Source organism: Kitasatospora sp. NPDC048239, from assembly GCF_043202015.1.
GTDB lineage: Bacteria > Actinomycetota > Actinomycetes > Streptomycetales > Streptomycetaceae > Kitasatospora.
On record NZ_JBICZP010000002.1, the window covers coordinates 809,648 to 821,772 of the forward strand.

The 12,125-nt window shown below is 71.9% G+C and carries 10 protein-coding genes and 1 pseudogene; 10 read left to right on the forward strand and 1 reads right to left on the reverse strand.

All coding sequences use genetic code 11. The features are described 5' to 3' along the window. Window position 1: 1 nt before the first annotated feature. The 4 genes and pseudogenes from ACGFZP_RS07635 to ACGFZP_RS07650 all read left to right on the forward strand — a co-directional run bounded on the left by ACGFZP_RS07635 (window position 2) and on the right by ACGFZP_RS07650 (window position 5,264). Window positions 2–1,714: a YifB family Mg chelatase-like AAA ATPase gene (locus ACGFZP_RS07635; RefSeq protein WP_392929576.1), complete on the forward strand. Its 1,713-nt coding sequence runs from the start codon at window positions 2–4 to the stop codon at window positions 1,712–1,714. A gap of 86 nt (window positions 1,715–1,800) precedes the next feature. Then, window positions 1,801–2,985, forward strand: a complete 1,185-nt coding sequence (gene dprA / locus ACGFZP_RS07640; protein WP_392929689.1) for a DNA-processing protein DprA — start codon at window positions 1,801–1,803, stop codon at window positions 2,983–2,985. Window positions 2,986–3,717: 732 nt separating this feature from the next. Further along, window positions 3,718–4,551: pseudogene (gene whiG, locus ACGFZP_RS07645) on the forward strand (RNA polymerase sigma factor WhiG); the annotation flags it as partial. 140 nt (window positions 4,552–4,691) lie between these two features. Beyond that, window positions 4,692–5,264 carry a TetR/AcrR family transcriptional regulator gene (locus tag ACGFZP_RS07650; protein WP_392929691.1) on the forward strand — a complete coding sequence of 191 codons (573 nt, stop codon included), beginning with the start codon at window positions 4,692–4,694 and terminating at the stop codon, window positions 5,262–5,264. A 13-nt stretch (window positions 5,265–5,277) separates the two neighbouring features. Here the strand turns inward: ACGFZP_RS07650 and ACGFZP_RS07655 are convergent, their stop codons facing one another. Beyond that, a complete protein-coding gene (locus ACGFZP_RS07655; protein WP_392929578.1) occupies window positions 5,278–5,982 on the reverse strand; it encodes a M23 family metallopeptidase in 705 nt (234 codons plus the stop codon). Between the two features lie 639 nt (window positions 5,983–6,621). Here ACGFZP_RS07655 and rpsB point away from each other — a divergent pair. The 6 genes from rpsB (at window position 6,622) to ACGFZP_RS07685 (ending at window position 12,123) form a co-directional block, all read left to right on the forward strand. Beyond that, a complete protein-coding gene (gene rpsB, locus ACGFZP_RS07660; RefSeq protein WP_392929580.1) occupies window positions 6,622–7,533 on the forward strand; it encodes a 30S ribosomal protein S2 in 912 nt (303 codons plus the stop codon). A gap of 129 nt (window positions 7,534–7,662) precedes the next feature. Further along, complete coding sequence (tsf, locus tag ACGFZP_RS07665; protein WP_392929582.1) at window positions 7,663–8,502, forward strand: translation elongation factor Ts; 840 nt, start codon at window positions 7,663–7,665, stop codon at window positions 8,500–8,502. 263 nt (window positions 8,503–8,765) lie between these two features. Further along, complete coding sequence (pyrH, locus tag ACGFZP_RS07670; RefSeq protein WP_392929584.1) at window positions 8,766–9,530, forward strand: UMP kinase; 765 nt, start codon at window positions 8,766–8,768, stop codon at window positions 9,528–9,530. Between the two features lie 98 nt (window positions 9,531–9,628). Continuing rightward, on the forward strand, window positions 9,629–10,186 hold the full coding sequence (frr, locus tag ACGFZP_RS07675) for a ribosome recycling factor (protein ID WP_148642762.1): 558 nt from the start codon (window positions 9,629–9,631) through the stop codon (window positions 10,184–10,186). Between the two features lie 167 nt (window positions 10,187–10,353). Further along, the gene (locus ACGFZP_RS07680; RefSeq protein ID WP_392929693.1) at window positions 10,354–11,685 is read left to right on the forward strand and encodes a phosphatidate cytidylyltransferase; all 1,332 of its coding nucleotides are present in this window, start codon (window positions 10,354–10,356) and stop codon (window positions 11,683–11,685) included. Window positions 11,686–11,844: 159 nt separating this feature from the next. Continuing rightward, complete coding sequence (locus tag ACGFZP_RS07685) at window positions 11,845–12,123, forward strand: hypothetical protein (RefSeq protein ID WP_392929586.1); 279 nt, start codon at window positions 11,845–11,847, stop codon at window positions 12,121–12,123. The last annotated feature ends 2 nt before the right edge of the window (window positions 12,124–12,125 follow it).

A 12,125-nucleotide genomic window follows, 5' to 3' on the forward strand; every position in this document is an offset into this window, starting at 1 on the left:
GATGGCCTTCGCCCGCACGTGTTCCGTGGCACTGGTCGGCGTCGACGGCGTGATCGTCGAGGTCCAGGCCGACCTGGAGCCCGGAGTCGCCGCGTTCACCCTGGTCGGCCTGCCCGACAAGGCCCTCAGCGAGGCCCGGGACCGGGTCCGCGCCGCCGTCGTGAACAGCGGCGAGGCATGGCCGCAGCGGAAGCTCACCGTCGGACTGAGCCCCGCCTCGGTCCCCAAGAGCGGCAGCGGCTTCGACCTCGCGGTGGCCTGCGCCGTCCTCGCCGCCGCCGAGCGGCTGGACCCGTCCGCCATCGCCGAACTGCTGATCATCGGAGAGCTGGGGCTGGACGGCCGGGTGCGCCCGGTACGCGGAGTACTGCCTTCCGTGCTCGCCGCCGCGGACGCCGGCTACCAGCAGGTGGTGGTCGCCGAGCAGACCGCCGCCGAGGCCTCGCTGGTCCCCGGGGTCAGCGTCATCGGCGTCCGTAGCCTGCGCCAGCTCATCGCCGTCCTGAGCGGGGCCCCGGAGCCGGAGGAGCCGCCCGACCGCATCGGCGGCCGGCCCGATCCGCTGATGGCCGGGCTGATGCTGCCGAGTGCGGGCGTCCGCGGACTGCCGGACGACAAGGAGGCACGCCTCGACATGGCCGATGTGGCGGGTCAGTACGAAGCCAGGCGAGCCCTGGAGATCGCCGCCGCAGGAGGTCACCACCTCTACCTCAAGGGGCCGCCGGGAGCCGGAAAGACAATGCTGGCGGAGCGGTTGCCGGCGCTGCTGCCGCCACTCACCCAGAAGGAGGCCCTGGAGGTCACAGCCGTGCACTCGGTGGCGGGCCTGCTGCCCGCCGGTCGGCCGTTGATCGACTGCGCGCCCTACTGCGCCCCGCACCACTCCACGACCATGCCGGCGATCGTCGGCGGTGGCAGTGGGCTGCCAAGGCCGGGTGCGGTCTCGTTGGCCCATCGGGGCGTGCTGTTCCTGGACGAGGCGCCCGAGTTTCCCGTCCGGGTGCTCGACGCGCTGCGCCAGCCGCTGGAGTCCGGGGAGGTGGTGATCGCCCGCTCGGCCGGCTCGCTCCGACTCCCCGCCAGGTTCCTGCTCTGCCTGGCGGCGAACCCGTGCCCGTGCGGGCGGTACTCGCGGCGCGGAGAGGGGTGTGAGTGCACGCCCGTGATGGTCAGCCGCTACCAGGGGCGGCTGTCCGGACCGCTGTTGGACCGCGTCGACCTCCAGGTCCAGGTCGCCCCGGTGACCAGGGTCGAGCTGATGGAACGCGACAGTACGGCCGAGACCACCGAGACCGTCGCGGCCCGGGTGCTGGCGGCCCGCGAGCGGGCGGCGGCCCGACTGGCCCACACCCCGTGGCGGACCAACGCCGAGGTGCCCGGCCATGAGCTGCGCACCCGCTGGCAGCTGGCCTCCGGCGCACTGGACGACGCCGCACGCCAGTTGGAGCGGGGGCTGCTGACCGCCCGCGGCCTGGACCGGGTGCTCCGGGTCGCCTGGACGGTCGCCGACCTCGCGGGCCGGGACCGCCCGGATCAGCGGGATGTGCTGACCGCACTCGTCCTGCGCACCGGAGTCGAACAGGGCCTGCCGTTGACGAAGCATCCGTACGGCCGAGCCGCGAGCGATCCGCAGGACGGCAGCCCGCCCCTGGACGAGCCGGCGTCCGGCAAGTCCGTGCGGACCAGCCCCGCCGGCACAGGCCGCAAAGAGTGACCAGCAGTCAAGAAGTGAGGAGAAAGAGCGTGAACCAGACGATCAAGCACCCGAAGGCGTCGTCGGGGGATGCCTTGGCGGCCCCGATGGCCGAGCCGGGCGTCGGGCGCGATGCGGGTGCGGCGGTCGGCGCCGCAGCCGGCCCCGCCGCCGATCCGGAGCGCTACGCCCGAGCGGCCCTGACCAGGCTCGGCGAACCCGGTGACGCGGTCGTCGGCCGGTGGCTGTCCCGGCTCGACGCCGCCGAGGTGTTCCAGGCGATCCGGGAGGGCGTGGTGCCCGACCATCCGGCCCTGGACGCGGCCCGGCTCGCGAGCTACCGCGCCAGACTCGCCGGGCTCGACCCCGGCGCGGACCTGGAACGGGTACGAGCGGTCGGTGGACGCTTCATCATTCCGGGGGACATGGAATGGCCGAGCCAGCTCGATGATCTGGGTGACGGGCGGCCGATCGGCCTGTGGGTGGTAGGGGCGGGATCGCTGCGTCTGCTCGCTCTCCGCTCGGTGGCCGTGGTCGGTGCCCGTGCCTGCACCGCGTACGGCGCGCACGTGGCGGGGGACATCTCGGCACAGCTTGCCGAACGCGGGTGGGTGGTGGTTTCCGGCGCGGCCTACGGGATCGACGCGGCCGCCCACCGCGGAGCGCTGGCCGTCGGCGGCATGACCGTCGGGGTCCTCGCCTGCGGAGTCGACGTCGCCTACCCGCGCGGGAACACCGACCTCATCCGGCGGATCGCGGCGCAGGGGCTGCTGCTGAGCGAACTGCCGCCAGGGGAACACCCCAACCGCTTCCGGTTCGTGCTGCGCAACCGGGTCATCGCGGCGCTCACCCGGGGCACCGTGGTGGTCGAGGCGGCGATCCGCAGTGGCGCGCTGAGCACGGCCCGGCGCGCGCGCGACCTCAACCGGCACGCCATGGGCGTCGCGGGGCCGGTGACGTCGGCGTTCTCCGCCGGGGTGCACGCCATGATCCGCAGCGGAGGCGCCACGCTGGTCACCGATGCGGCGGAGGTGGCCGAGCTGATCGGCGCGATCGGCGACGACCTGGCACCGCAGCGCCTCGGGCCGGTGCTGCCCAGGGATCTGCTGGAGCCGGCTGTAGCCCGGGTGCTGGAGGCCGTTCCCGCCACGGCGGAGGGTGCGCCCGTGGAGCGCTTGGCGCGGCAGTCGGGACTCCCGCCGGACGAAGTGCTCCAGCGGCTCTACGAGTTGGGCTCGCTCGGCTTCGTCGAACGGTACGGGGCGCATTGGCGACTGGCGCGGGGGAGGTGACGCGATGAGGCGGAGCCGGGCTTGCTGAGGAGCGACAGGGGAGAGATGTGGCCGAGGGGGAGGGTCGTGGTTCGTCCACCACCGGTGCCGGGATCCGGTGACGACAACGCCACCGGATCGGGGGACGACCGAGTGGCGGTAGCGCATTGCAGTGAGTCGGTCACGCTACGCTCGCCATGCCTTCCCTATCAGCACATGACTCGGCAGAACGGCGCAGACCAACGCATGCCCACACACATTCCCGGACACAGAGTGACCGGTGGCGCCCGGTCCTCGGGAGGGCCGAGGACCGAGCGGCGCCCCGTGACCGAGTTCCCGCCCAAAGCGGCGGGTGCGATGGGGGCCCTGGCACGGCAGGGCGGTCGACCCCCTTCGGTGCCCGGCCAGCCGGCCGACGCCGAGGCGAGCAGTGCAGCAAGCGCTGCGGAGAGTACGGAGGCCGGCGTCGAGGTGGGCGTCGAGACCGGCGGCCCGCGCAGCGCTTCACCGGCCGTCGAGGCGGACGCGGGCGAGGAGGTGAGGGCGGACCAGGTGGTGGCGCGCAGCAGCCGGGACCGCGAAGGGCTGCGCATCGGGGCGCGGGCCGACCGACCTGGCGCACCCGGGGAGGCCGACGCTTCCGCCGGCTCCGGGACGTCGGAGGCTCCCGCCCGGTCGACCGCTGAAACGGGTACTGCCGCGGAGGGTCCCGCCACAGCGGTTGCCCCCGAGGCCGTTGCCGCAGAGCCGACCGGTACGGCCAAGCCGGCTGCGCCGCCCCCTTCGACGGGGGCGCCCGCACCGCGCCGGGAGACCGGCGGGAGCGACCGCACGGCGCTCGAAGCGCTCTGGCGCTCCTACAAGGAGACAGCGGATCAGCGGCTGCGGGAGCAGCTGATCCTCCACTACTCGCCACTGGTCAAGTACGTGGCCGGCCGGGTCGGGGTCGGCCTGCCGTCCAACGTCGAGCAGGCCGACTTCGTCTCCTCCGGGGTCTTCGGACTGATCGACGCGATCGAGAAGTTCGACATCAACCGGGCCATCAAGTTCGAGACGTACGCGATCAGCCGGATCCGCGGGGCGATCATCGACGAGCTGAGAGCGCTCGACTGGATCCCGCGCTCGGTGCGGCAGAAGGCGAAGGCGGTCGAGCGCACGTACGCGACGCTGGAGGCCCGGCTGCGGCGGACCCCTCACGAGCCGGAGGTCGCGGCCGAGATGGGCATCGCGATCGAGGACCTGCACGCGATCTTCAGTCAGCTGTCGCTCGCCAACGTGGTGGCGCTCGACGAGCTGCTCCACCCGGTCGGGGAGGGCGGGGACCGACCGAGCCTGGTGGACACCCTGGAGGACCACGGCGCCGAGAACCCGGTGGAGGTGGCCGAGGACCGGGAGTTGCGCAGGCTGCTGGCCCAGGCGGTGAACACCCTCCCCGAACGCGAGAAGACCGTCGTGACGCTCTACTACTACGAGGGCCTGACCCTCGCGGAGATCGGCCAGGTGCTCGGGGTGACAGAGAGCAGGGTCAGCCAGATCCACACCAAGTCGGTGCTGCAGTTGCGGGCCAAGCTCTCCGACATCAGGTGAGGCGTGCCGCCGGGCGGCGCCGTGCCGTGCATATGCACGGCACCGCGCCCCCGCGTGCCACCGCCGGCATGCGCGGCGCCGTACCGGCGGGGTGTAGGGCTCCGTACAGTGGGAGGGTGCCGAAGATCCGAGCGGCCACATTGGCCGAGCATCGCCAGCTGCAGCGGGCAGCTCTTCTTGACGCTGCCCGCAGCCTCCTCACCGAAGGAGGCATGGAGGCCCTGACCTTCCCCGCGCTTGCAGCGCGCACCGGGCTGGCGCGTTCCTCGGTCTATGAGTACTTCCGCTCCCGCGCCGCCGTGGTGGAGGTGCTGTGCGAGGTCGACTTCCCGCTCTGGGCGGCCGAGATCGAGGCCGGTATGGGGAGCTGCGACACCGCCGCCGGGCAGGTCGAGGCGTATGTGCGGGGCCAGCTGGCGCTTGCCGGGGACCCGCGACACCGGGCGGTGGCGGCGATCTCGGCGCTCGAGCTCGATGAGGCCGCGCGGGAGCGCATCCGGGCAGCCCACGGCAAGCTGGTCGGCCTGGTGATCCGGGCGCTTGAGGACCTCGGGCACTCCCAGCCCCGGCTGGCGGCGGCGCTGCTCCAGGGGATCGTGGAGGCGGCCGTCAGACAGACCGAGCAGCGAGTCGGCGGTGGAAGGGCCGAGAGCCCCGAAGCGATCGCGGACGCCGCCGTGGCCATCGCCCTGCACGGTCTCGGCCGGGGCTGATCGGCGGGAGCCCTCACCCGCTGCCACCCAGCGGCAGCAACCGCGCCGCACCGGCGCCGAGCAGCGCCAGCGGGTCGAGGTACCGCTCGCCGCGCAACAGCCCCCAGTGCAGGCAGTCGTCGGCGCAGTGGCCGGTGCCGGGCGCGAGCTGTCCGACCACCTGGCCGGCCGACACCGCGGTACCCACGGGGACGGAGCCCGCGACAGGCAGGTAGGTCGTGCGCAGCGGAGGGGTGCCGGAGCCCTGATGGGTGACGGTGACCACCGGGCGGCCCGCCACAAGCCCCGCGTAGGTGACCACTCCCGGGGCCGCCGACCGTACGTCCGTGCCGGACGGCGCGGCCAGGTCGACTCCCCGGTGCCCGGCGGCCCAGGGTTTCGGCGGGGCCTCGAACCGTCCGCGCACCCCGCCGGGCCCGCCCACCGGCCACGCCCGCCCTGCTCCGGGCGCATCCCCGGACGCCCCGGCGGCGGCCCAGGCGGCCCCGGACGAAGCCGCGGCCCTGGCAGCCACCCCGGCAGCCACCCCGGCCGCGTGCCCCGCGGGTGCCGGCAGGCCGGCGAGCAGGAGGGCCACCACGAGCAGGGCGAGCAGCAGCGCCCGACGCCGCGGCTCCGGGCCGCGTGGTGGTGGCAGCGGAGGCGGAAGAGCGAACCGTTGGGAGCCGCCGAGAGCGGCGGCAGCAGGGAAGAGCGCAGGGCAGGGGCGAACCGTCATGGCTACGAGGGTCCCCGCGTCGCCCCGCCCCGACCACCCCCGCTCGGGTTCCTGTGGACAACCGGCCCCTGTGGACAAACGGCGTCCCCCGAACGGGTGCACTGCAACGCAAGGACGCCCGCCCTGACCGGGCTCCGCACACCTTCGGCACAGACCCGCCATAGGCCCGGCATGGGCTCGACATGGGCTCGACATGGGCCCGGCTCAACACCGCACCGCCCCCAGTGCACAGCCGGGGCCACTCCAGCCCCACCCCGGAGCCGCCCCCGGCACCGCCCCGGCGCTGCTTGCGCCCCGCTGTGAAGTCGCCCGTCGCTCGGAGCTTCCCGTACACTTCACACGCGACCCGGTCCGCCGGGTCGACTTCGCACGCCCCGCCACCGGCGGTCGGACGCGGCTCAGCCGCTACCCCCGCCAGGTGCGAGTGCCGCTCGGTCCGCCGAGCCCGACCGGTCCCCGGACCGCGAAGGCCGAAGCGGCTCGGCACGTTCGGGGCGTCAGGCGTGGCTGTCACCTGGCTGCCACGGACAAAACCGAGCCTGACCCGGCCGAACGCAGCCGCCCGAGCGGGGAGCGCCACCGCGCGACCCACGACGACTGCTGCACGAGAGCCGGGCGCAACACCTTAGGAGTACGGCTATGGCCGTCGTCACGATGCGGGAGCTGCTGGAGAGCGGCGTCCACTTCGGTCACCAGACCCGTCGCTGGAACCCGAAGATGAAGCGCTTCATCATCACCGAGCGCAACGGCATCTACATCATCGACCTCCTGCAGTCGCTGAACTACATCGACCGCGCCTTCGAGTTCATCAAGGAGACCGTTGCCCACGGCGGCAGCGTCCTCTTCGTCGGCACGAAGAAGCAGGCCCAGGAGGCCATCGCCGAGCAGGCCACCCGCGTGGGCATGCCCTACGTGAACCAGCGCTGGCTCGGCGGCATGCTGACCAACTTCTCGACCGTCTACAAGCGTCTGCAGCGCCTCAAGGAGCTCGGCGAGCTGGACTTCGCGGATGTGGCCGGCTCCGGTCTCACCAAGAAGGAGCTCCTGGTCCTCCAGCGCGAGCACGACAAGCTGGAGAAGACCCTCGGCGGTATCCGCGACATGCAGCGCGTTCCCAGCGCCGTCTGGATCGTGGACACCAAGAAGGAGCACATCGCGGTCGGCGAGGCCCGGAAGCTCAACATCCCGGTCGTCGCCATCCTCGACACCAACTGTGACCCCGACGAGGTCGACTACAAGATCCCGGGCAACGACGACGCGATCCGCTCCGTCACCCTGCTGACCCGTGTGATCGCCGACGCCGTCGCCGAGGGCCTGAAGTCCCGCGCGGGTGTCGCCAAGGGCGACGCGAAGGCCGAGCCGGGCGCCGACCAGCCGCTGGCCGACTGGGAGAAGGACCTCATCGAGGGCGAGAAGAAGGCCGAGGAGGCCCCCGCGGCCGCCGAGGCTGAGGCTCCCGCCGCCGAGGTCGAGGCTCCGGCCGCCGAGGTTGAGGCTCCCGCCGCCGAGGTCGAGGCCCCGGCCGCCGACGCTCCGGCCGAGCAGGCCTGACGTACCAAGGGTGAGGGGCACCCGCCGGTACGACACCGGTAGGTGCCCCTCTCTCCCGTGCCGGGACCGAACCAGCGGTCCCGGCGCAACCCCACGCAGACACGCGAGACGCGAGAAGAGATTCACACCATGGCGAACTTCACCGCCGCGGACGTCAAGAAGCTCCGTGAGCTCACCGGCGCCGGCATGATGGACTGCAAGAAGGCCCTTGACGAGGCCGAGGGCGACGTCCAGAAGGCCGTCGAGCTCCTGCGCATCAAGGGCCAGAAGGGCGTTGCCAAGCGCGAGGGCCGCGACGCCTCCAACGGCGCCGTTGCCGCGCTGATCGCCGAGGACAAGAAGTCCGGCGTTCTGGTCGAGCTGAACTGCGAGACCGACTTCGTCGCTAAGGGTGACAACTTCGTCCAGGTTGCCGACGCGATCGCCGCCCACGTGGCGAAGACCGCCCCGGCCGACCTGGAGGCCGCCCTGGCTTCCGAGATCGAGGCCGGCAAGACCGTCCAGCAGTTCGTGGACGAGGCCAACGCGACCCTGGGCGAGAAGATCGTCTTCCGTCGCTTCGCCCAGTTCTCGGGTGACGGCTTCGTTGCCGTCTACCTGCACAAGACCAGCCCCGACCTGCCGCCGGCCGTCGGCGTCCTGGTCGAGCTGGACAAGGAGAACGCCGAGGTCGCCAAGGACGTCGCGCAGCACATCGCCGCCTTCGCCCCGAAGTACCTCTCCCGCGAGGAGATCCCGGCCGCCGACCTCGAGAACGAGCGTCGCGTCGCCGAGGCCACCGCTCGCGAGGAGGGCAAGCCGGAGGCCGCCCTGCCGAAGATCGTCGAGGGCCGCGTCACCGGTTACGTGAAGGAGAACTCCGTTCTGGAGCAGGCCTTCGCCAAGGACAACAAGAAGACCGTCGCCAAGGTCCTCGAGGAGAACGGCGTCGCCCTCAAGCGCTTCGCCCGCTTCCGCGTCGGCGCCTGACCCACGTTCCACCGGGCTCCCGGCCCGCATAGGCTGGGAACCGCCCCCGTCCGCTGACCAGGGCGGGAGGGACGCGCCGAGCGGGCTCCACCCAGCGTCATCCGTCTATGGGCGGGCCGCGTCGGCACCATGAACGACGAGGAGGCCATTGCCGTGCAGGACACCGTACCGGTTCCCGCGGCAGTGGCCTCCTCGCGTGTACGCGCAGGCCGGGGATCCGCACACCCGCGCCTGTGAACCAGTAGGTGCAGAAGGAGAAGTCCATGCAGGAGACGCAGGAGACCGCGCAGGACCCCCAGGCCGGAACGCGCCGCCGGGTGATGCTGAAGCTGTCCGGTGAGGCCTTCGCCGGCGGCGGCGGGCTCGGCGTCGACCCGGACGTCGTGCACGCGATCGCACGTGAGATCGCCACCGTCGTCCGCGCCGGTACCGAGGTCGCGGTGGTGATCGGCGGGGGGAACTTCTTCCGTGGTGCGGAGCTCCAGGTCCGCGGTATGGACCGGGCCCGTTCCGACTACATGGGCATGCTGGGCACCGTGATGAACTGCCTCGCGCTCCAGGACTTCCTGGTCAAGGAGGGCATCGAGACCCGGGTCCAGACCGCCATCACGATGGGCCAGGTCGCCGAGCCGTACCTGCCGCTGCGCGCCGTCCGGCACCTGGAGAAGGGCCGAGTGGTGATCTTCGGCGCCGGTATGGGCATGCCGTACTTCTCCACCGACACCACCGCCGTCCAGCGCGCGCTGGAGATCCACGCCGACGTGCTGCTGATGGGCAAGAACGGCGTGGACGGCGTCTACGACTCCGACCCCCGGACCAACCCGGACGCGGTCAAGTTCGACGCGCTGGAGTACTCCGAGGTCATCACCCGTGATCTGAAGGTCGCCGACCTCACCGCGATCACGCTGTGCAAGGACAACAACCTCCCGATGCTGGTCTTCGAGCTGCTGGCGGAGGGCAATATCGCGCGTGCGGTGAAGAGTGAGAAGATCGGCACACTCATCAGCCAGGATTCTGTCCGGGCCTGAGCAGCAATCAGCCGTACCGGACGGCGTCGACACCGCGACCGGGTTTGACGCCGACACCGGTCGGGACAACCGCAGATGAACCGGACAGGGAGTACACAGTGATCGAAGAGACCCTCCTCGAGGCCGAGGAGAAGATGGAGAAGGCTGTCGAGGTCGCCAAGAACGACTTCGCCGCCATCCGGACCGGCCGTGCGCACCCGGCGATGTTCGCCAAGATCGTGGCCGAGTACTACGGCGCCGTGACGCCGATCAACCAGCTGGCGTCCTTCTCCGTGCCGGAGCCTCGGATGGCGGTCGTCGCGCCGTTCGACAAGACCGCTCTGAAGGCCATCGAGCAGGCGATCCGCGACTCCGACCTGGGCGTCAACCCGAGCAACGACGGTTCCATCATCCGGGTGGTGCTCCCCGAGCTCACCGAGGAGCGTCGCCGCGAGTACATCAAGGTCGCCCGCGGCAAGGGCGAGGACGCCAAGGTCTCCATCCGCTCGGTCCGCCGCAAGGCCAAGGACGCCATCGACAAGCTGGTCAAGGACGGCGAGATCGGCGAGGACGAGGGCCGCCGCGCGGAGAAGGAGCTCGACGACACCACGGCCAAGTACGTGGCCGGCGTCGACGAGCTGCTGAAGCACAAGGAAGCCGAGCTGCTCGAAGTCTGATGAACGACGCCCCTGACGCCCCTGGCTACTGGGGCCCATCCGACCCGCAGCACCAGCAGAACCAGCACGATCAGCAGCACCCGCACCACCGGCCGTACCGGCCGGGGCAACCGCTGCAGCAGCCGCACCCGCAGCAGGCCCACCAGCCGCAGCCGGACGCGAACGGCATGCAGCACACCCAGCAGTTCCCGCCGTACCCGGCCGGACCGGCCGCTGCGGGTGACCAGGGACACCGAACGGGTCACTCGCAGCAGCCTCCGGTGTACTGGGGCGGTGACGCGGAGGAGACTCAGGTCATGCCTCCCGTACCGACGACCGGCCCCGGGCCGGAGCCGACCCCGAGGCGGTCCCCGGGGCGGACAGCGCAGCCGGGCCCCGGTCCGGCCGAGGAGCAGTCGGGCCGGGAGGCCGGCCGGCTGAGCGGCCCGCTGTTCCGGGACGAGCAGCCCGAGACGGCGGTGCCGGGTGCGGCCGAGACGGTCGTGCTCCGTGCGGTCACCGAGAACGCCGGCCCGGCGCAGGCTCCGGTCGGCCGGCCGTACCCGCAGGCACCGGGGCTCCCCGGTGCCCCGGCCTACCCCGGGCCGCCGCCGAGCCACCCGGCGGCCGGGCAGCCCCACCTTGTGCCGTCGTCCCACCCAGGGCAGGAGACACCCGTGGCCGAGCCCGAACCGCAGCCGCGCAAGCAGCGCGGTGGCCGTAACCTCCAAGCCGCGATAGGCGTGGGCGTCGGCCTCGGCGCGGTGATCATCGCCTCCCTGTTCGTGGTGAAGGCGCTGTTCCTGGTCGTGGTGATGGCGGCCGTGGTGGTCGGCGTCTGGGAGCTGTCCAGCCGGCTGACCGAGCGCAAGGAGATCAACGCACCGCTGATCCCGCTGGTCGCGGGCAGTATCGCGATGATCTCCACCGGCTACTGGGCGGGGGTCCAGTGGGCGGCGGCCTCCCTGGCGCTGACCGGGTTGGCGGTGATGGTCTGGCGGATGGCCCAGCCGCCGGAGAACTACCTGCGGGACATAACGGCGGGCATCTTCACCGCCTTCTACGTCCCCTTCCTGGCCACCTTCGTGGCGATGATGCTGGCGGCCGACGACGGCCCCCAGCGCATCGTGCTCTTCCTGATCGTCACGGTCTGCAGCGACACCGGCGCCTACGCGGTGGGTTACAAGTTCGGCAAGAACAAGCTGGCCCCGACGATCAGCCCGGGCAAGACCCGCGAGGGCCTGGCCGGCGGCATCGGCCTGTCGATGCTGGCGGGCGCGCTGCTGATGGAGCTGATCATCGACGACGGCAGCTGGTGGCAGGGCCTGATCCTGGGCGGCTGCGCGGCGGTCACCGCGACCCTGGGCGACCTGGGGGAGTCGATGATCAAGCGCGACCTGGGCATCAAGGACATGGGCACCCTGCTGCCCGGCCACGGCGGCATCATGGACCGGCTGGACTCGCTCCTGCCGACCGCTCCGGTGGTCTGGCTGCTGCTGGCCGCCTTCGTGGGCAGCTAAAGGTTCACCAGCGGGCCGTGGAGGCCGGCGAGGCGGCTTCCCGGGGTCCTGTCGAACCGGGTGGCGACGCCTCGTCGGCCTCCAGTCTGTTGGCCAGGTGGTCGACGGTGTTCCGCTCCGTGCCGAAATCACGTCGCCTCCGCGCGGTACGGTGCCGAGGTGAACGAGGACCCGGTGACCATCAGCCTCACCCGCGATCAGGCGTTCGTACTGTCCGACTGGCTGTTTGAAGTGATGATCAGGTCCGACCAGTTGGCCGCCATCGTGCCGGACGAGGCGGTGTGGTCCGCCGTGCACTCGATCTCCGGTCCGCTGGAGAAGGAGCTGCCCGAGCTCTTCATGCCGGACTACGCCGGTCGCCTTGAGCAGGCACGGAACCGGCTCATCGCCGCCGCGGGGGGCGACGGGGAGCCGCCGGAGAGCCGCGGAGCCGGGTGAGC